The sequence below is a fragment of the Thalassomonas sp. RHCl1 genome (genome assembly GCF_947387555.1).
Lineage (GTDB): Bacteria > Pseudomonadota > Gammaproteobacteria > Enterobacterales > Alteromonadaceae > Thalassomonas.
On record NZ_CANDNZ010000022.1, the window covers coordinates 21,454 to 42,767 of the forward strand.

The window sequence follows — 21,314 nt, forward strand, 5'->3', positions numbered from 1 at the left end:
TCAGGCTCTGATTTGCTGGTTGTCACCGCCCGAAGGGTCCAATAGACGGATGATGGTTGCAATCAGTTGCTCTTCATTGATCGGTTTGGCGAGATAACCGTTGGCGCCGGCAGCAAGGCAGCGCTCGTTTTCTCCTTGTTGATTTTTTGCTGAAATGGCCAGTACAGGCAGTTGTGAAAACTGTGCCTGTGCTCTGATTTGCTTGATGGCTTCATAGCCGTCGGTAACAGGCATCATGATATCCATCAGGACTATATCTATGATATTGCCGCGTTGTAACTGCTCCAGTGCCTGCTGGGCATCGCGGACAATACTGACCTCGGTACCGTAACACTCAAGCAAAGAACCGAGAGCAAAACTGCTGCGTACGTCGTCATCGACAATGAGAATATTAACGCTGTCCAGCTGATGTTGACTGACCAGGTTGATCTCATGCAGTTCTTCAGGCTCCGGGGCATCGGCAGCCTCTTCGTCAGTTACTGGCGTGGAGCTGGATTGCGGCGTTGGCGCCTGTGCCCGCGGAGCTGTTGGTGTATCCTGCTTGGCTTGGTTTTGTGACTGCAGCGCCTCTAGCGGACATTCCTTTAAGGAAAGCGTGAAGCAACTTCCTATATCGGGAGTGCTTTCTACCGCTATTTCGGCATTCAGCAGGCTGGCCATATGCTTGCATATGCTTAGACCCAGTCCGGTGCCGGATTCACTGTGTTGTTTCTTGGTATTGGCTTGAATAAAATCTTCAAAAATCGTATCAAGTTTATCCGCGGCAATACCGCACCCCGAGTCTTTCACCATAAACACTATGCTTGCTGTTGCCCATTTATTTTGAGCGCTGGCGTTTTGATAATCCCGAATCGCAGTGGAAAGCTCAATGCTGCCGGAGTCGGTAAACTTAAAGGCATTGGAGAGAAAGTTATTGAGAATTTGCTGTAGGCGAAGTTTATCGGTCACAACCTTATAGCTGGCTAAGCTGTCATCGATATCCAGGTTGAAATCCAGCGCTTTTTCTTCCGCAAAAGGGGCGTATTGCTGGTAAATGTCATCCAGGGTATCTGACAATAGGCACGGAGACAGATTAATGTCCATCTTGCCGGCTTCTACCTTGGATATATCGAGTATGTCATTAATAATTGTCAGCAGGTTGTTGCCTGATTTTTCTATGGTTTGTGCGAATTTAACTTGTTTGTCGCTGAGGGTTTTTTCCTCATTCACGGATAACTTTTTCGACAGTAAAATGATACTGTTCAGCGGAGAGCGAAGTTCATGGGACATATTGGAGAGAAACTCTCCTTTGCGCTTATCCGTCAGCCTCAATTCGCCATTTTTTTCACGTAACTCATTCGATAAGGTGGTGGTTTTTATCAACAGTGCCTGTGTTTTCTCCATATGCAGGTAATGCATGATATTTTTGGTCAGTACATCGGCGATGGAATGCAGGAATTTCTCTTTTAATTCGCCGATGGCTTCTAACGAGGCCACTTCCAGCAGTGCAATAGCTTCGTTTTGGGCGATCAGCGGCAGGCAGAGGTGTTCAAACGGTTGATAGCTGTGGGTGCTGGTATTGATGCGCATTGAATTAATATTGCCGACTCTGAGTTTTTGCATCGACTTACTTTCACATGCCTGCAGATGGACGCCGCTCAACGGCGAGTGTTGCTGGTAGTAGATGTCTTTGTTAAAACCCAAACCGGCAACGGGTTGTAGCTGATGATGCTCCATCCGGCTCAGCACAACGATGGGGAAATCGAGATAATCGCTGATAAACTTGCAAACCAGTTCGCTATACTCGTTTAATTGGCTGCATTGATGCGATTGATCGCTGAATTGTTTAAAGCCGGCCTTTAGCCAGGCTTCTTGTTCAGATAAGCTGGCATAACGCTTGATTTCTTCGGCCATGCTATTGAGTGAAATGCCCAGCTCATCCTGCTCAGAGATGACATCGATATTGGCGTCATAATTACCGGCAGACACCGCATGAGCCTGGTGTATGACCACTTTAAAACGTTCACTGATTTGTTTAATTGAACGTAACAGCAGACCGAGTTCATCTTCTTTGGTGACCGGCAGGGTGATATCAAGCTCACCGTGGGAAATTAACTTGGCCTGCGTGGCCGCCTGCCGGATATTGGCGATAAGGTAGTTATTCAGCCACAGCAATATCGCCACCAGTAAAGCACAAAGAGCGAGTACGGCGAGCACTATGATGCTGATTTCAATGATGCTGGTATGGCTGTTGAGTTTGGCGCGCTCGCTCATATAGTTGGCGCTGGCAATACTGATCTCGGTAGCATAATCAAGCATGATTGAGGCCTTGGCAAACCATGCTTTGGCAGTATATTCCGGGGGGATGTTATTAATGTCGGCCAGTATGTTTTTCTTGAGCGGCGAAAAGGAGAGGAAGTAGTTGTTAAGAAACTCTTCCACCTTACCTTTAATTTCTTCAGGCAGTTCAGTACTGCTGCTAAGCTGTTGCAGTTGTTTTATGGCGCTGTCTAACCGGCCCTGGATCTTATTTAGTTCATCGAGGTCGAAAACTTTGTTGCCTGCCTTGGCTGCCAGCAATGATGATATTAAGGCCCGCTCCAGCCCGCCGTCGTGGAGCAGGTGGTTGATGGTGATCTGCGTGTTGTTTAATACATAGATATCGTTATCCATTTGCGCATTAATCATCAATTGTTGTGACAGCTTGATGGTGGCGTTGATAAGCCGGTTAGCGCTTTTTAGCCAGGTACGGACGTCTAAGGTGCCGCGCAATAGTTCGATACGCTTTAATTTCAGTATTTCAACAGCTTGCTGCCATTCTTTGTAGTGGCTGTCCACCACCGAAGAAACAGCATTGGCCTGGTTGAGTTGTGACAGCAGTTTCTGAGTGTTGTTTTGACTTGTCAGTAGTTCGGTGGTTTTGCTGTTAAAGTCGTCCATCCACTCGTATGCCGCTTCGGGGGCGCCTAAAATAGTCACTCCGATACCACGCTCTTCCGCTTGCTTATGGATCACCATTAACAGGGCATTGGCGGTTTTGGTAATCAGTTGCCAGTTATTTGCTTGTTGAAAGTCCTGGTAGTAACGCCCGATTAGTAAGCCGCATATGATCAGGTTGAAGGTAAGAAAAACAATACCGATAATGGCTAATTTGTTACGTAAGCTATTTTTCATCGATGGTACCTGCCTCGTCTGTTGGAGCGTTAAATGGATAACGTTAATCGCCGTAGTCGAAACAGCCATAATCATGCCAATTGTTTTAATTGTTATAAATCATGCAGATAGTGATTTTTGTAAAGATGATACACTTGGCGGGAGACATTTTTTTGTGAGAAAACTTGTATCATGAGACACTTTTGAGACACTCTTTTTATGCTTTTTGGCAAAGGTTCGGCATAAAGGTTAGCTATTAAAGTTGAATATCGTGCTCTTTGATTTTTCGGTAAAAGGTTGCCCGGCTGATCCCTAATAACTCGGCTGCCCGGCTACGTTTGCCACCTGTGGTTTTGAGCGCATCGATGATACGGCAACGTTCATCCTCTTCGGGTGCATGATTGTTAGTCTGCTGGTTATGGGTGAATAATTCAGGGGGAAGGTGGCTCAGCCTGATATAATCTTCCTGGCAATGAATAACGACATACTCCACAAGGTTTTTAAGTTCACGGATATTGCCGGGCCAGGGATATTGGCGGAGGGTATCCATGACCTGTTTATCGACCTTGATGGCTGGTTTTCCGGCCAAAATCCGGCTTTCTGAAAGAAAATATTCGATCAGCAGCGCGATATCACCGTTGCGGACTCTTAATGGCGGCATCTCAACCCGGCCAACCCGCAGGCGATAAAACAGATCTTCCCGGAACCTTTTTTCATTGACTTCGATTTGCAGGTTTTTGTTGGTTGCTGCAATCACCCGGGCATTAACGGCAATAGTTTTGTTATCCCCCAGGCGCATGATTTCCTTTTCCTGGAGTACGCGTAGCAGGCTTTTCTGGATTGACGGTGAGATATCCCCTATTTCATCGAGAAACAAGGTTCCGTTTGCGGCAGACTCGAACAGTCCTTTTTGATCCTGAATGGCGCCGGTGAAGGAGCCTTTTTTGTGGCCAAATAACTGGCTGGCAAGCAGTGTTTCTGTGAGACCTGCGGTATTGACAGCAATAAACGGCCCTTGCTTGCGTTGGCTTGAGGCGTGGATAGCCCGGGCGGCTAACTCCTTACCTGTACCTGTTTCACCTTCAATCAAGACATTCCAGTCTCCGGCGGCAAGCTGTTCAAGTTCTTGATACAGTTTCTGCATCGGCTGGGATTGGCCAAGCATTTTACCATAATGGGTGACATTGATTTGCTCTCTTAACACGTGGATCTCAGAAACGTCATACATGTAAAGAATATGCCGCTTAAGATCGTTCGGATCTTTTTTAATGTCGATATCCACCCAGTATTGATTTTGGTGGTCCGTAGCCCAATTTACCGATATCCGCTGTTCGCTGATATCTCCTGCCAGTGCTTTTTCCAGCTGATGCCGGGCTTCTGGCGAGAAGGGCAGCACCGACAGCCAGCTTTTGCCGATCGGAGATTTTTCTCTCCAGCCAGGCAAGGTGTGGCATGATTCGCTGGCAAATTCGATAACCCCTTGTTTGTTGACGATAAGTGTTGCCACCCTGAATTGATTCAGGGTTAAGAGTAAATTGTCCCGGGACTCCTGTAGTTGCTCCAGGGTGATTTCCAGGGCAAGCTGTATTTTTTTCTGTTCACTGAGATCATGGACTACCCCGGTAAAGATGGTTCTTCCAGCTAAACGCACTTCGCTGACACTTAATGAGATATGGATTGGTGAGCCTTGCTTATCCTGGGCAAGCAATTCCCGGGTGCTGCCGATGACCTTTCGCTCTCCGCTTTGATAGTACTTTTCCAGAAACTGATCATGGTTCACGCGAATATGCTCAGGCATTAAAATCTTGATATTTTTGCCCTGAAGTTCGTTGGCTGTGTAGCCGAAAAGCTTATAGGCTGCGGGATTTGCCGATTCAATAATACCCTTATTATCAATGGTGATGATGGCGTCGACGGCTGTGGTCAGGATTGCCCTGGTTTTGGCTTCGCTGTCCTTTAACTCAGCCGTTTTAAGGCGCACCAGTGAGCTCACTTCAAAGGTTCTGCCTGTCAAAAATAGCAGCAGTGCCGAACCTAAGGCGGCAATAGCAAAAATGCTGGTCAGGATAAACCAGGAGTTTAAGCTGCGTTGTTCTTCGATGGCATAAACCGATGGTGTGACATTCAATTGCCAGTCTCGTTCGGCAAAGGAAATGGCAAAAGTCACCGAGTCAGCGGTTAGGGACTGTTGGCTGCCGCTGCCAAAACTTGCCAGGTTAACCGGTGGGCTGTGCTTGTCGGTTTTGTCGGCTAAGGTTGCGTACAGGCTATCAAAGGCTTGTATATCAAAAATAGTGTTAAGTAATGCACCGATACGAAAAACGCCAACCACATAACCTCGCAAAGATTTAACCTGCGTCTGGTAAAAGACCGGTAGAAATACCAGTAAGCCCGATTGCTTTTGTGTTTCCTGTACCAGGGTTATGCGGGCGGTACCCACGGCTTTGGCCAATATTTCGGCTTGACGCAAAGCCGCCTGTCTGGTTTTGTTGGAATTGACATCAAAGCCAACGGCGCTTTCATTGCCCTTTAACGGCTGAATATATTTCACCACTACATGGCGTGCCCGTGCTGTTGCGGTGATTAGCTGGTTATTTTGATCTCGTTCCACGATTTGAAAATCGTCTCCCAGTTCATGTGCTGCGTGCAATTCAAACAACTGTCGTTGTGCCTTACTCACCACGGGATTCCAGGACAGGGCATGGATACCGCTGTTTCGTTTTAACAACCCGTTGGCAAATTGAGAAAACTTGCTGTGACTGAGCTGGCTATCGCCGGAGATATAATTTTGCAGCGCATAAAGTGCATCCAGGTATTGATCCAGGGAATACTTTAGGGCTTTTTGGTGTAATTCCGATTTTTTTAAAAAATTAGTACTGATTTTTTCTTGCTCAAGTCGGCTCATAAAGGAAAATACTACGACAATCAATATGGTTAGCAGTGACAGCGGCAAGGCAATAAATACCCGTCTGGGGTGCCAAATGGAGCGTGGAAACCCGTGACAAGATAAGGCTATGGGTACCAGGAGCAGTAAGCCCACGGTGTTGCCTACCCACCAGGTAAACCAGGAAAATAGCCATTGTTCGCTGCTGATCTGCGAACTGATCATTAAAATTGTGACACCCAGGCTTGAGCTTATTAAACTGCTAGCAGGGGCCAGTACTGCGGTAAACAGTACGATATCGCGGGTTTTCACTAACGTCAGTGGTAACCCTAGCTTCTTTTTTATTAAGGTATAAGCGGCTAAAGCTTGCAGGGTGGAAGCCAATGCTATCGCCAGTGCACTTATCACGACTACCTGCATGGCGTCGGCTGCGCCGTTCTCCATACCGATCCACAGACTTAACAGGCCGGAACCGATGAAAACTGCGGGCCACAGACGAACGCCGAAAACTAGCAAAGCATAGAGTGCAATGCCGGATGAGGGGAATATCGCGGTCGCATACCCGGGAGGGATTGCTAACAAGCATCCGAGTTTCCCTAAAATGATAAAGCTTAGTGATACCCAGGCGGCATTTCGTAAATACAGCAGTGTATTCACTTTATATTCCCCTATAGATAGAACATTCTTCATGTTTATTATTGAGTTATTATTAGTAAGTGTAGCTTGATTTGTTATTAACTCTTTTATTAAGTTGCGCTGAGGTGGTGGCTTAAATCGTCAATGGCTGTTTTGAATGCTTGGTTTGATGGCAGATAGCAAAATAAAATCTTTGCTTGTCTGCGATGTATTAATCATGCAGAGAGCTGATGTTGTGAAATTTTGGCAGTTAATTGGCATTTTTCTTCAACTGCATCTTTTTTATGAAATTTTCAGAAGCGATTTCAGTTAAGGTTAATTCTGTTCATCTGCACACTTTTATCCTGGCCTTTGCCTGCGGTTATTTATGTTGTATTTGGGTTTTTCAGGAGGGCTGATAACAGAAGGTTGACGAGAAGGAAGCTCTGCCTTAAAAATTTTCTGTCCGGGGGCAGGGTAACTCTGAGTTTTACCGAGTTTTTTGAAGGCAAACCTTTCCTGGCCTAATGTAAACAAGACCGGTTTTACTGTCGGCAAAAAGGTCAGCATTGTTATCAATCAAGAGGAGATGAATATTACGCCTAAACAGGGCGATTGAGCCAGTAGCGGTTTTAAAATCAAGGTGACTGCTTTTCAAGTTGCTGAAGTAGCTTTTCCGGCAGTTTATATTTACCGGCTTCAGTGGATAGAGGTATTTTTCCTGTTTTAGAGCGTAGGGGGTTCATATCCAGAGGAAATAATTGACCCTAGCTTATTCCAGCTAATGTCGCCTTAAGCTCCGCCAGATAGGGCTCGTAATGTTTCCATTGCTCAACACCCTTTTGATTAATGGGCTGTCGTACCTGCTCAGAGCTGGCGGTTCTGACCGCTCTTTTGGTTTTATAAAACTCCAGACATCCTGGTTCAAGCGGCAAGCCTACATAATCAAATAGCTTGGTGATTGTTTCGGTGGGCGAGGCCACTAACGCCTCGTAATCCAGTGTTAAAATCTGCCCCGGGTAAACCTGGTGCCAGTGAGCCATCAAATCTACGTAGCCTTGATAATACCTGGCAATATCGTCAAAGGAGTAGCTAAACTCCTGCCCTTCGGCAAACAGCTGTTTGTAGACACTAAAGCAACAGGACAATGGCTCCCGCCGGGTATCGATGATTTTGGCGTTGGGCAATATGGCTTTTATCAGGCCGATATGGCGAAAGTTGTTGGGCATTTTATCAATAAAATAAGCCGCGCCTTTTCGGTGAATCTGCGTTTCTTTGAGGTAGCGCTGGCCAAAATGGGCTAACTCATCGGCAGAAAGCTCCGCCAGTACCTTGGGATATCTGGCAGCAGTGTGTTTGAACTTGCGGCCGTTAAGCTCTTGCACATACGCCAATATATTGGGCAGCTCTAAGGTACCGTCTATCTGTGAATGGGAAGACAGTATTTGCTCCACTAGGGTGGAGCCGGTGCGGGGCAGGCCTAATACAAAAATGGGATCTTCGGCTTGCTCTCCCATGCCATGCAGCGAATTTACCTGCGATGCGGTGAAAAACTGCTTTTGCAGCGAGAAGTTGTTGGCCATCACCTCGCTGTCATAGTTGACTAATGCCCGCTTAATTTTATTGCCCGCTTGATAGTGTTTAAAAGAGCGCTCAAAAGCTTGCTGGTTTTCAAAGGCTTTACCTAAGGCAAAATGCAAATGCACCATATCTTCACTGTGGTTAGCCTGCTGCGTTACCACAGATAACATTTGTTCGATTAACGCTTGCGGGAACGAAAAGGTTTTCAGATTGGCCAGGCTCCAGTAGGGGTCGCCGAACGATTTATTGAGCCTGATGGATGATAAATAGCAGTTTATCGCTTCCTGCTGTTGGCCGACGGTTTTATAAGCATGGCCTAATAACAGCGGCAATAAGGCATTGTTTTGGTCTTTGCTGATCAGTGCCTGGTAACGGGTAATGGCTTCATCATATTTGCCAATTGCCGCCTCCTGGTTTGCCAGGGTTAGCTGGCTGGCGCTATCTTCAGGCAAACGTTCGCTTAGCATCAGGGCCTGCACATAAGCGGATTCGAATTTTTGCCTGTGGTGGAGAATATTGACGTAATCAAATTGCAGCCAGTGATTTTCCGGCTCTAATTGCAAGGCGGTTTCCAGTAAAAATTCCGCATCGTCCAATACATGGTGTTTTTCGGCAATTTTTGCTAGCAGGCGCATACCTTCAACATGCTTGGGATGCTGCAGCATAAAGTGGCGGCAGAGTTTTTCGGCTTTTTCCAGCCTGTCTTCATAAATAAAGCTGAGCACACTTGCCAGTGCTTTTGGCAGGTGTTTTAAATAATTCAGGTTATGCGTGGCTGTACTTTGTTCGTCGCTATTGTCTGTCAGTTCGCTTACCGCCTGCCAGCTGGCGTGCAGCGAAGGGTTGCGTTTTACTGCCAGCAGGTAATTTTTCAGAGCCTGTTGATTTTCCCCGGTTGCCCGGTAGATATGCCCCAGTTCCTGATAGGCCCGGCCATAACCCGGCAGCAGTTGCACCAGCTGGCTAAGAAAGTGGCTTGCATCATTGTATTGTTCCAGGTAGCGACAGCAGACGGCGGCCAGATACAGTACTTCGGTATCGCTTGGTTTATTTTCAAGTGCTTGTTTACATAAGGCTAAAGCAACGGTAAAACGCCCTTGCTGGATCTGCTTTTGTATCGACGCGGTTTCAGGAATATGCATAGTTAATTAAAAAGTCCCGCCTAGCGGGACTTTATTGGTTTTTTATTAGTACCTATCACTATCCATTACTATCTATCAGTAATAGGTATAAGTAAAGCTTAAGCCCATGGTTCGTGGCCGGTTGGTGGAGACTCTGGGGATATCGTCTTGATTATTGATAAAGAGTTCGGCCCGTTTGTCGGTTAAGTTATCAATATAAACTTTCGCCGACCAGCTTTCTTTTTCTATGCCTATCGAAGCGTTTAACAGGGTGTAGCTGTCCTGCTTTTGTCTTTCGCTGTCAACAATAGAGCTGTAAGAGCTGCCGGCATATTGGCCGGCAACCTGCCAGTTGACCATGTACTCGCCTACTTCCCAGTCATACCTGGCGCGCAGGTTGCCCTGAAATTCAGGGGTCAGCGGCAGGGAGCTGCCTATGGGCGCCATTTCTATTACCTGGGCATTTAAGGCGGTTAATTCGGTATCGTTATAAGAGAAGGCAGCCAATAAGGTTAAATTGTCAGTGGCCTGCCAGGCGATGTCGCCTTCAAAACCCTTAATTTCTGAATCGGCGGCATTTTCAATAAAGGTGAGTATCGAGACGTTAACCGGGTCAAAGCGCGATACCTGCATATCGTCCCATTCGATATAGTAGAGGTTGGCGTTAAAGCGCAGGGTATTATCCAGTAACATCGCCTTCCAGCCGAATTCATAGTTGGTGACATCGTCGGTATCATAGGTCACTTCTACGTCCGGAAATGCCGGATTTGCCGATGCTATGCCGCCGCCGCGGTTAAAGCCGCCGGGCCTGAAGCCTTCGGAGTATGTGGCATAAAGCAGGATATCTTCTGTTGCCTGGTAGCTGATATTGAATTTGGTGATGGTATCGTCGCTTTTGAGCGGCTTGTCGGAGTGGCCGCCCGAGCTGTCATAATCCCGGCCGCTGTCGCCATCGACCCCTTTTTCGGCAAAGTTGGACGAGCCGGTAAAGTCGGATTCGATCTCATACCAGCGCAGGCCGGCGGTTACGGTCAAATCATCGGTTAAGTCGTATGACAACTCACCAAAGACGGCAATCTGTTCTTCGGTGCGGGTAATGTCGTTAAAGAAAGCGACCCCGGGAGCCCTGGCATTAGGGTTGATATTGTTGGCACCGGAAATAGGGGCATTCGGTACGAAACCCAGCTGTGGGGTAGCCTGGTAAACAAAATCGTCTTGTGTTTCTATTTCAAAGTCATCGTAGTAGACACCGCCAATAAAGCGCAGCGGCTGCTCGGCATCTGTGGCGATGCGAAACTCATGGGTGATCCGGGTTTGGTCTTGCTGACCTTTAAAACCTTTGGTGGGATCTAAACATTCGCGGTAGCTCACTTCTTCAGAGGCATAACTACAGGTATACCAGGGGATGAAGGCACCGCTGTTGTTGTAGCCGGTGTAATCTATGGCCTGCTCGACTTCCCGGTCGAGAAAGGCTCCGGTGTACACCAGTTCGAGATCATTAATGGTGCCGCTCACCGTCCAGGAAGTTTGCGAAAATTCATCCCTTAATTTATCGGGGAAGTAACGCTGTACTTCAAGATCGCCCACTTCCGGGTCGTAATCAAACACTCCGTCGGCGCCTAATTCCTGCTGGGCATGTTGTACTAACAGCTCCCAGTCGCTATTGATGTCGTATTTAAGGCCAAGGCGGGCGCCTTTATAAAAACTGTCGTTAAAGTCTTTTTCAACCAAAGAGGTGTTGGCGGCGCTTTGATAGACGGTATCTTCCGGTAGCCCTTTAACGCTGTCGGCGACCTCGGTATTGATGCTGGGATCTAAAGTGAATTCACCGGCGACATTATCGATATAACCGCCTTTATTGACACTGTATAGCGCGGCCCTGAAGGCGAGATCGTCGGTGACGGGTAAATTAATGAAACCTTCAACATTGGTACTCATTTCACCCTTATGGGTGTTGGCTATGCCGGAGGTAAAGCCGGCTTCAAAGGTATCGGTATCGGGCTTTTTGGTGATATAGCGTACGGTACCCGCCTGTGAGCTGGCGCCGAATAAAGTGCCTTGCGGCCCTGCCAATACCTCGATCCTTTCCAGATCTGTGGCATAAACATCTAAATTACGTCCCGGTGCGGTCACCGGTTGTTCGTCGACATATAAAGCAACATTCGGGCTGGTGCCCTGTGCCCCGGATAACATTACGCTGATCGGCTGAATGGCCATGCCACGGATAAAAACGTCCGCCTGGCCCGGGCCTCTGCCGCCGACGGTGACATTGGGCATATAGCGGACAAAGTCGTCAAAGTTGCCGATATTGTTGTCTGCTAAGTCGGCATCGCTCATCGCCTGAACGGAGACAGGGGTAGACTGGATGCTTTGTACCCGTTTGGTAGCGGTGACTTCAATGACTTCGATTTCTTTGGTATCTGCCATTGTCGAGAAAGGGGTGGATAGACCTAAGGCGGAGAGTACAGCACATGTTATTGCTTTACGTTGAAACATAGTTTTCCCATGGAATGATGTTTATTAAATTTTTTATAACAACTCTAAGTAATATAGTTGGCTCCTATCGGAGGATATTCATCAATATTACTTAGTGTTATAACAAATAAGGGTAGCATCATTGTCTATGTAAATCATATTTAAAAGGTTTTAACTTTTTGTGATGTTTTAAGCCATGCTGTACAATGATTTGAATTCTAATTATATGTAGTAGAAGTTTTATGAAGCTAGATGTTTCGAAGATAAACCCCCCGGTGTTTCTTACATCGTCCTTGCTGATCATCGGCCTATTGCTGTTTACCATTTTCACGCCGGATATCGCCAGCGGGTTGTTTTCCAATATCCAGGCGGGGATCATTGCTAACGGCAGCTGGTTTTATGTGCTGACGGTTGCCGTTATCCTCGGGTTTGTCATTTATTTGAGCATGTCCAGGTTTGGCTCGATAAAGCTGGGGCCGGATCACATCAGTCCCGACTATAAACTCTCTACCTGGCTTTCTATGCTGTTTGCCGCCGGTATGGGCATAGGTTTGATGTTCTTTGGTGTTGCCGAGCCGATCATGCATTATCTTTCGCCGCCAACGGCAGAGCAGGGCTCGCTGGCGTCGGTGAAAGAGGCGATGAAAATTACCTTTTTCCACTGGGGACTGCATGCCTGGGCCATCTATGCCATCGTTGCTTTGATACTGGCTTATTTCTGTTACCGGCATAAATTACCGCTGACCTTGCGCTCCGCCCTGCATCCTATTATCGGCGATCGCATTTATGGCTGGCCGGGTCATTTAGTCGATACTTTTGCCGTGGTCAGTACGGTCTTTGGTGTCGCCACCTCTCTCGGCTTAGGGGCCTCCCAGGTCAATGCCGGTCTGAATTATCTTTTTTCAACCGAAGTCAGCCAAAGCAACCAGGTGCTGATCATGGTGGTGATCACCGCATTTGCTTCCATTTCCGTGGCCACCGGGCTGGATAAAGGTATCAAGATCCTGTCAGAAATTAATATGGGCCTGGCGGTAGTGCTGTTATTGCTGATCTTCGTGTTAGGCCCGACTGTGTTTCTATTACAGGCTTATGTGCAAAATATCGGGGCATATCTGTCCGATATTGTTTCCAATACCTTTAACTTATTTGCCTATGAAAAGAAAAGCTGGATTGGCGGCTGGACCATCTTCTATTGGGGCTGGTGGCTGGCCTGGGCGCCGTTTGTCGGCCTGTTTATTGCCCGGATTTCCAAAGGCAGAACCATCCGGGAATTTGTGATCGGTGTTATGCTGGTGCCTACCGCGTTTACCTTGTTGTGGATGACGATTTTCGGCAATTCGGCCATTTCCCTGGTGGTGGATCAGGGGGTTACTGAGCTGACAACCATGATAGGGCAAAACTCAGCCGTAGGCTTGTTTGTGTTTTTGGAGAATTTCCCCTGGGCGACTGCCCTGACCGGACTTTCCATCCTGATGATAGTGATTTTCTTTGTGACTTCCTGTGATTCCGGGGCCATGGTGATAGATATGCTGTGTTCAAACGGACGTAACGACACTCCTTTATGGCAAAGGCTTTTTTGGGCGCTCGGTGTTGGTGTTGTTGCTGCGGTTTTGAGCCTGGCGGGTGGGTTGGATGCCTTGCAAACCATGACCATAGCCAGTGCCTTGCCCTTTTCTGTGGTGCTGCTAATGGCCTGCTTTGGCTTAATAAAAGCCCTGAGAATAGAATCGGCAAAACGCGAAAGTCTGCAAATTAATGTCGTGCCGACGAACTGCTATGCTAAGGCCGATAACTGGCGTGAAAAGCTGGACAATATAGTGTCAACGCCGGATAAGAAAAATGCGGATGCCTTTATTAATAAAACCGTTAAAAAAGCTTTTGAAAAACTCAAAGAACAGTTTGAAACCAATAATATCAGTGCGGAGATTTCTGTGAAGGAAGCGGGGCTGGCCTTTAAGGTTTTTCACGGCGATGAGCATGACTTTATTTACGGTGTCCATAAAAAGAAACTGGCCCAGCCTGATTTTACCCTGGAAGACAGCGAAAGCTACTACCGGGCAGAAGTTCACCTGCTTGAAGGGGGACAGGATTACGATATTATGGGCTGGTCAGAAGTTGCGGTTATCAATGATGTGATCGAGCAGTATCAAAAGCATATGCACTTTTTGCATTTGCTAAGAGAATAGCGAAACTTCGCTATTCTTCATTCTGTGTTGCCGTACTCATGTGCATAGGATCAATTTCCAGCACAGGGGCGGCATCAAGTTCATTGGCATCCATCATAGTGGCAATGCGCTGCATGGATGACAAGAGCAAGGATTGCTCCCAGTCTTCAAGACTACAAAAGTTTTGGATAAAGTGCTCTTGCAATGGCTGAGGGGCGTCGATTAAGGAATTACGTCCTTTTTCTGCCAAAAATAAACTGACCCTGCGTTTATCTTCGGTGCTGCGCACCCGGTTAATAAGTCCTTTATGTTCTAATCTGTCCAAAATATTGGTAACGGTTGCCGCACTCAAGTTAATGCTTTTGGCAATCTGGCTGGCGGTGACACCTTTTACTCTTGCTATTTCCTGCATAATCAAGAGTTGCGGGCCGGTGAGGCCGGAGGATTTATTAAGTTGCTTGGAATGCAAATCAATTGCGCGAATGACTTTGCGAATTGATACCAAGAGTTCTTCGTATTTTTCCATTCGATAATGATCTGAATTTAAATATTCGCAAAGGATAGCATTTAACAGTTTAAATTGTAATTACTCTCTTGGTACTAGCGGGTAGCTGTTTTGCGGGGCTGCTAAAAAAGAACTGAGATTAAAAACAGTCCTGTCAGTCCTGTTTGCCATTATTTTCTTAAAAGCTGATATTTTTTAGCAACACTTTTTTTATCTGTGTTTCTTAAGGTTGCAATAAGGCTTGTGTGTTTGAATATGCAGGCTGTATTTGCAAGTTTATTTTATGATAAAGGAATAAAAATGAAGATGATTAAAAAGTGTTTGTTAGGCGGTGTTCTGGCCATGGCTGCAGTGAGTGCGCAGGCGAATGATCTTGTTTTGCCGGAATTAGATGAGAAAGATTTACTTCTTTTTCAACAGTATCTGACCTGTACAAGTAAGGCTTATGACCAATATCCGCCGATTGTTTTGATACCCGGCACTCCGGCAATGGAAAATCCTGGGTTGGCACCTGCGCTGGCTGAATGCCAAAGGGTTTATGACGCTGTAAAATCCGCCGGTTAAATTAAGGAGGATTTGCCAGGGGCGCCACCTGAGGGGGCGTCCCGATATCTGTTAAAGTTTACTTTCCCAGGTTTTTTCACTGTCTTTTTCTAAAAGAAAATGGCAAAAATCAACAAAGCCGCTTACGCTATTTTTTATGCCTGAAATATAAGTCAGACAAGGAACTTCCGAGATGACTATTGAACGAATCGACACTAAACAGCGTATGAGTCGGGTAGTGAAACATAATGGTGTGATTTATCTGTGTGGCCAAGTTTGTACCGATTCTACTCAGGGAATAACCGAGCAGACGCAAACCATGTTAATGAAAGTCGACGCCTTGCTTGAAGAGGCGGGCAGCGACCGCGAGCATATTTTATCTGCCACTATTTATGTTAAAGACATGAGTTATTTTGGCGAAATGAATGCGGTTTGGGATAGTTGGGTACCGCAGGGACATGCACCTGCCCGGGCCTGTGTTACCGCTAATATGGCGCGAGAAGAGCTTTTGGTGGAAATTTCCGTGGTTGCCGCAGAAAAATAAACTTATCCCTGCATAATAGATCCGGCGTGAGAGCCGGTTTTCTTCCATATATGATATTTGTGTCATTATTTTTTACCTGCCGTGTTCAGGCTTTCAGTATGTTTACTATTGGCCAAGTCCCTGAAATGATATTTGCGAATAGGCAACTATTACTCCAACCAGTAGGGTCATGCCGTAAAAGTAGCCTTTGACTATCCTGCGGGTCAGCGGGGAAGTATGTTTTAGTCCCATAAATACATCTATCACCCAATGTGCTTTGACTATCACAATCAGGCAAACGAAAACCGTGGCGGCAACACTGCTGTTACCGGTCTCGGCTATGGCGGCGCTGAGCAGGGTCAGGGCGATAAGGCGCAGCCAGATATTGAAGGTTTGCTCCGAAAAATGTTTATGGGCGCTTCGGTACAGGTTCGTTAGCATTTGTTCACCTTAAAACATAAATCAATGGGAAAATCAGGATCCACACCAGATCTATCATATGCCAGTAACTGGCGGCACTTTCCAGGCCTTCATGGGATGACTGGTTGTAATAACCGATTGCTGTTAATACCGCGGTAAAAATGATGGTGCAGGTGCCGACCATTACATGCAGCAAGTGGTTGAAGGTAATGTAGTAATAGCTGGCAAAATAATAGTTGGTGCGCGGGCTGATCCCTGCCTGCTCGTTGAGTTGGTATTCCCAGCTTTTGATCAGACAGTAGCCGATACCGGCGGCTATGGTAAACATCAGCCACATCAGGGTACGGTTTTTGTCGCCGCGTTTGATGGCTTTTACCGCCCGGGCAACGAAGAAGCTGCTGCTTAGCAGTACCAGGGTATTGAGTAAGCCGGTGATGGTACTTATTTGCGCCGGGCCCTGGTAAAACTCCACTGAAAAATACAGTTTGGCGATTAGGAAACCAATAAAGAAAAAACCGAACTCGGCTAATTCTGCGTAAATAAATACCCAGACAGCGACAGATCCGGGCGTTTTTGCTGCTTTAGTCTTCGGCTCTGTTATTGAGGGAGTTAACTCATCCAGGGCCGGGTTAGAAGTATGCATGTACCAGCTTCTCTAGTGCTTTAACGGTTTCCGGTTCGTCCGTTAACGGTTCGATAATGCAGTGGCGGCAGGCTTTGCTGATATTACAGCCGCTACTCAGCATTTTGGCAGTATAAATAAGCAAGCGGGTTGATACGGCGGCTTTAAGGTCTAAGTCGGTCAAACGCCTGATATCGCTGGCCAGCTTCACCAGTTGACTGGCGGTTTCTTTGTCTACTTTGCTTTCATGAATCAGTATTTCAATCTCTTTTTCCGCTTCGGGATAATCAAAGCTCATGCCGACAAAACGCTGCCGGGTACTGGGTTTAAGGCCTTTCATGATATTTTGGTAAGAGGGGTTATAAGAAACCACCAAAACAAAGTCTTTGTGGGCCTTGATCACTTCCCCGGTGCGTTCGATATGTAATTCGCGCCTGTGGTCGGTTAACGAGTGCAAGACCACGGTAGTATCTTTTCTTGCTTCGATAATTTCATCCAGGTAGCAGATGCCGCCATTTCTCACCGTCCGGGTGAGGGGGCCATCCTGCCAGTAGGTGCCGTCGGGGCTGATCAGGTGGCGACCGATCAGATCGGCGGCGGTTAAGTCATCGTGGCAGGAGATGGTAGTGATGGGGCGGTTCAACTCCTGCGCCATATATTCGACAAAGCGGGTTTTACCGCAGCCGGTGGGGCCTTTGATCAATGCGGGCAGATCGTGCTCTACGCAATAGTTGAATATTTCCACTTCGTCACCTTGTACCTGGTAATAACATGTATTGTTCATCATCTTCTCCACTTTCTGTTCGCTATTAGTTTTTGGTCAGGTTTAAATAAATTTTCGGCAAGACTTTCGGCAATTGTGTTGCGTCATTAACGATGGCAAAACCGTTATGGCCGAATAAAAAAGGTAAATAGTCATGGGCTTTTTGGTCTATGGTGACGCAATAGGGCACCAGGCCCGCCTGCCGGGCTTCGATAATGGCCTGGCGGGTATCTTCCAGGCCGTAGCGGCCTTCATACTGGTCGAGATCGTTGGGCCTGCCGTCGGTGAGTAATAACAGAATTTTATTGTCGGCGCCTCTGTCGAGCAGCAGTTTGCTTGACTGGCGGATGGCGGCGCCCATACGGGTATAGTAACCGGGCTCAATCCGGCTGATCCTGCCCCTGACATGATCGTTGTAACGCATGTTGAAGTTCTTGAGGATATGGTAGCGAACATGCTGGCTGCGCACCGATGAAAAGCCGTAAATGGCAAATTCATCATTGAGCTGGTTTAAGGCCTCACTAAAGACGATCAGGCTGTCGCGGATAACATCGATTACCTTTTGTTCGTTATTGATATGGCCTTCGGTGGAAAGGGATAAGTCCGCCAGGATCAGACAATTGACGTCACGAAAGTTATCCCGGCTATCAATAAAGTAGTTTTGTTTGCTGCTGTCTTTTACCGGACGGCTTTGCTCGCTTATCCAGGCATCGAGATCTAATTCATCCCCCGTTGCCTGGGCTTTTCTCCTGGTACGGTTTAAGCCGATAGCTAAGAACAGCTGTGAAACTTCCCGGCTTAATAGCTGGTGTTTTTGTGAAAGCGGCACAGGTTTTACATCATCTGCCAGCATAGTCTGGATAAAGCAGCTGTTTTCTACCAGGCGTTGCTGTTTAAAATTCCATTCCGGCAAGGGAATGCCTTCACCCAGGCGCAAATCGTCATTTTCTGCGGCGGGTAAATCCAGGTCGAAACGGATCCTGGCGGCTTTGGCCTTGCGGTGGCGGGACAGGGTGATAATATCGAGATCTTTGGCGATGTCATCCAGGTTGTCGTTATCATCGTCTTCATTCTGGCAACGATCCAGGTTCACCTGTTCGGTCCAGGTTTCCAGGGCTTCAGCCTGAAAGGCCATAAAGCCGTCGGTTTTACGCTCGTCATCGACGTAGTCCACCTGCTTGCGCTGCTCTATTTCCTTAATATCAGGTAGGTTACGCTGTCCCGGATTATTTTGCTCCAATCCTTTATCATCGGGTCTGGATGCCAGGCATGTCAGCGGCGGATAAAGCCATAAGCTTACCGGCAAGGGCTGATATTTGCCGTCCGGTAAATGGTTCACTATGCCGGGCACTTTTAAAGCCGACTGGATCTGTTTTTCCAAAGCCCGGTCCCGGGGGGATAAAGTATCGGGCTCTGGTCTGGCGGCCAGATAAGCCCGGCTAAGCTTCAGATAGCTTTGTTTTAACCCGGGGTAATCGGCCATTAACTTGATGGTGGCTACCTGGTTGTCTTGCAACCAGTGGGTCATGATCGGCATTTTAGCCGCCAGTGCCACTAACCAGAAATAGAGGGCTTCATTGAGGTCTTTATCGGCAAAAATTGCCAGGCTTGCAGGTAAACGCACGCTGCGTTCATCCTGCCAGGCAAGAGAGAATTTCTGATGGCTGCCGGCAACTTTTTGTAAGGTGGTGCGTTTAACTTTGAGTTTTTGTCCTTCTGCTATTTCAATACTTTTGGCGGTTACCCCGCCCATGGCACGGTAGAACAGCAACAATTGTGATCGGATATCACACAAGTTAACAGTGGCAGCAGGGTGGTCTGCGGATACTTGCCGGGTTAACCATTTGTCCCATATTTTTCCTACGACTTCTTCCATATTGCCCTCGCTTATTGCGCCTTAGTGAATAATGCTGTGGCAACCGGCTGAGCTGCTCAGCCGGTTGCTTTAGTAGCGGGTGAACTTAGCCGATAGCGACTTGTTGCGTTTGCTTTTTGTCGACAAAGAAGCTGGCGAAGTAGGCCACCAGTCCTAAGGAGAAGACAACTCCGGAAATTAACCGTATCCAATAAAAGGACATCAGTTCGTCTTGTGTGGACATAAAGTTCAATGCTTCACCTGACTCAGGTAAACGTTGCAGGGCAACCTGCCATGCACCTGCTGCGGTTAACGCCAAGGTGATGCCTATCATGCCGATACACATTAACCAGAAACCGACCAGTTCCACTTTCTGGGCTTTTATCGAGTTACCTTCTGGGCGTCCGCGCATAATCGGCATGGCGTAGGAGATGACACACATCACCACCATGGCATAAGCGCCGAAGAAGGCAAGATGACCATGGGCTGCGGTGAGTTGTGAGCCGTGGGTGTAATAGTTTACCGGGGCCAGGGTGTGCAGGAAGCCCCAAACACCGGCGCCGAGGAAGGCCATCACCGCCGTGCCTTTGGCCCAGGTAACGGCAACCTTGTTGGCATGCTGGCGACGTCTTTCATTAACCATCTTGTAGGCAAATAACACCATCATAAAGAAAGGTACCGGCTCCAGGGCGGAGAATATCGAACCCATCCATAACCAGTATGGCGGCGGACCAATAAAGAAGAAGTGGTGCCCCATGCCGATCAAGCCTGAGATCAGTGCCATAGCAATGATCACGTACAACCATTTTTCAATGTGCTCGCGGTCAACCCCGGTCACCTTGATTAAGACAAAGGCCAGCAGGGCGCCCATGATCAGTTCCCACACGCCTTCTACCCAGAGGTGAATAACAAACCACCAGAAGAACTTGTCTAACACCAGGTTTTCCGGGTTGTAGAAGGAGAACAGGAAGAATACCGACAGACCTATCAGACCGGTAATTAAGACCATATTGATCACGGTTTTACGGCCTTTTAAGATGGTCATGGCAATGTTGAAGACATAGGATAAACACACCAGCACTATACCTATTTTGGTAATGGTCGGCTGCTCCAGGAACTCGCGTCCCATGGTCGGCAGTATTTCGTTATGGGTGAGCTTGGCCAGTTCGGCATAAGGCACCAGCAGGTAACCCAAGATGGTGGCAACGCCTGCTACGGCAAAGACCCAAAAGGTGATCATGGCGAGTTTCGGGCTGTAGAGTTCGGTTTCGGCTTCTTCCGGCACCAGGTAATAACTGGCCCCCATAAAGCCGAACAGCAGCCAGACTATCAGCAAGTTGGTATGCACCATACGGGCTACGTTAAAGGGAATGTACGGAAAGCCGACATCGCCGTCTATGTATTGCATGCCCATTAACAGGCCAAACAGGATCTGGCCGGCAAATAATATCAGGGCAAAAATGAAATATGGTTTTGCAACCATTTGAGAGCTGTACTTCATTATCTCTTCCTTAACCTTCTATGTTGGGTGGCCAGTTGTTGTCTTCAATTCTTGATGTCCAGATCAGAAATTCAGACAGGGCATCTATTTCTTCGTCGGATAAGTTAAATTGCGGCATCTTGCGTCTGTGGGGCACATCCAGCGGCTGGGCGTTGATCCAGCCGCGTAAATACCCCCTGAAGGCATCTTCATTGCCGGCGCCGCGGCGATCAAAAACATTGGCCAGTTCCGGCGCATAATAGGCCCCTTCACCCATCAGGCTGTGGCAGCCGATACAATTATTGTTTTCCCAGATTTCTTTGCCGTGAGCGACTTCGGCGGTAATGTTTTCTCTGTGGTCCCGTTTCGGCAGCTGCCTGACGGTATCGACGGTTAAACCAAATAAAAGCAGCAGGAAGAAGAAGCTCCCGCCGTAATATATGTTCCTCGCCATACTTTTTGTGAATTTTTCAGCCATTGATGACTCCTTTTGATATTTATGTACAAGTCATGAATATCAAAGAGTATGCCAAATGGTAAGGTGTTGATATTTAAGTTCTTTATGTTTTGTTGATTAATAGGGAAAGATTGAAGCTGTCTGATTGACAGCATATCCAGTCTTTTTGCCAT

Annotated in this window: 14 protein-coding genes; 3 read left to right on the forward strand and 11 right to left on the reverse strand. The window is 47.4% G+C overall.

Annotation, left to right across the window (positions count from 1 at the left end):
- The 4 genes from QL234_RS30110 to QL234_RS30125 form a co-directional block, all read right to left on the reverse strand.
- Complete coding sequence (locus tag QL234_RS30110; RefSeq protein WP_281561422.1) at nucleotides 1-3,153, reverse strand: response regulator; 3,153 nt, start codon at nucleotides 3,151-3,153, stop codon at nucleotides 1-3.
- A gap of 235 nt (nucleotides 3,154-3,388) precedes the next feature.
- The gene (locus QL234_RS30115) at nucleotides 3,389-6,706 is read right to left on the reverse strand and encodes a sigma 54-interacting transcriptional regulator (protein ID WP_281561423.1); all 3,318 of its coding nucleotides are present in this window, start codon (nucleotides 6,704-6,706) and stop codon (nucleotides 3,389-3,391) included.
- A gap of 692 nt (nucleotides 6,707-7,398) precedes the next feature.
- A complete protein-coding gene (locus tag QL234_RS30120; RefSeq protein WP_281561424.1) occupies nucleotides 7,399-9,354 on the reverse strand; it encodes a tetratricopeptide repeat-containing sulfotransferase family protein in 1,956 nt (651 codons plus the stop codon).
- Between the two features lie 75 nt (nucleotides 9,355-9,429).
- Complete coding sequence (locus QL234_RS30125) at nucleotides 9,430-11,829, reverse strand: TonB-dependent receptor (RefSeq protein WP_281561425.1); 2,400 nt, start codon at nucleotides 11,827-11,829, stop codon at nucleotides 9,430-9,432.
- Nucleotides 11,830-12,050: 221 nt separating this feature from the next.
- On the opposite strand from QL234_RS30125, the gene QL234_RS30130 reads away from it, so the two are divergent.
- Nucleotides 12,051-13,994, forward strand: coding sequence for a BCCT family transporter (locus tag QL234_RS30130; RefSeq protein WP_281561426.1), 1,944 nt, complete (start codon nucleotides 12,051-12,053; stop codon nucleotides 13,992-13,994).
- Between the two features lie 10 nt (nucleotides 13,995-14,004).
- Here the strand turns inward: QL234_RS30130 and QL234_RS30135 are convergent, their stop codons facing one another.
- Nucleotides 14,005-14,499, reverse strand: a complete 495-nt coding sequence (locus QL234_RS30135; protein WP_281561427.1) for a MarR family transcriptional regulator — start codon at nucleotides 14,497-14,499, stop codon at nucleotides 14,005-14,007.
- 279 nt (nucleotides 14,500-14,778) lie between these two features.
- On the opposite strand from QL234_RS30135, the gene QL234_RS30140 reads away from it, so the two are divergent.
- Nucleotides 14,779-15,042 carry a hypothetical protein gene (locus tag QL234_RS30140; RefSeq protein WP_281561428.1) on the forward strand — a complete coding sequence of 88 codons (264 nt, stop codon included), beginning with the start codon at nucleotides 14,779-14,781 and terminating at the stop codon, nucleotides 15,040-15,042.
- A gap of 172 nt (nucleotides 15,043-15,214) precedes the next feature.
- Nucleotides 15,215-15,565 carry a RidA family protein gene (locus tag QL234_RS30145; RefSeq protein ID WP_281561429.1) on the forward strand — a complete coding sequence of 117 codons (351 nt, stop codon included), beginning with the start codon at nucleotides 15,215-15,217 and terminating at the stop codon, nucleotides 15,563-15,565.
- 105 nt (nucleotides 15,566-15,670) lie between these two features.
- Here the strand turns inward: QL234_RS30145 and QL234_RS30150 are convergent, their stop codons facing one another.
- From QL234_RS30150 to QL234_RS30175, 6 genes are all read right to left on the reverse strand, one after another.
- On the reverse strand, nucleotides 15,671-15,985 hold the full coding sequence (locus QL234_RS30150; protein ID WP_281561430.1) for a cytochrome C oxidase subunit IV family protein: 315 nt from the start codon (nucleotides 15,983-15,985) through the stop codon (nucleotides 15,671-15,673).
- Nucleotides 15,986-15,989: 4 nt separating this feature from the next.
- On the reverse strand, nucleotides 15,990-16,607 hold the full coding sequence (locus QL234_RS30155; protein ID WP_281561431.1) for a cytochrome c oxidase subunit 3 family protein: 618 nt from the start codon (nucleotides 16,605-16,607) through the stop codon (nucleotides 15,990-15,992).
- Nucleotides 16,594-17,373: a CbbQ/NirQ/NorQ/GpvN family protein gene (locus QL234_RS30160; protein WP_281561432.1), complete on the reverse strand. Its 780-nt coding sequence runs from the start codon at nucleotides 17,371-17,373 to the stop codon at nucleotides 16,594-16,596. Before QL234_RS30160 ends, QL234_RS30155 begins: the two co-directional genes overlap by 14 nt.
- 22 nt (nucleotides 17,374-17,395) lie before the next feature.
- Entirely contained in the window at nucleotides 17,396-19,225 is a 1,830-nt protein-coding gene (locus tag QL234_RS30165; RefSeq protein WP_281561433.1) for a VWA domain-containing protein, read from the reverse strand.
- Between the two features lie 85 nt (nucleotides 19,226-19,310).
- On the reverse strand, nucleotides 19,311-20,705 hold the full coding sequence (locus QL234_RS30170; RefSeq protein WP_281561434.1) for a cbb3-type cytochrome c oxidase subunit I: 1,395 nt from the start codon (nucleotides 20,703-20,705) through the stop codon (nucleotides 19,311-19,313).
- A gap of 10 nt (nucleotides 20,706-20,715) precedes the next feature.
- A complete protein-coding gene (locus QL234_RS30175) occupies nucleotides 20,716-21,162 on the reverse strand; it encodes a cytochrome c (protein ID WP_281561435.1) in 447 nt (148 codons plus the stop codon).
- Between the last annotated feature and the right edge of the window lie 152 nt (nucleotides 21,163-21,314).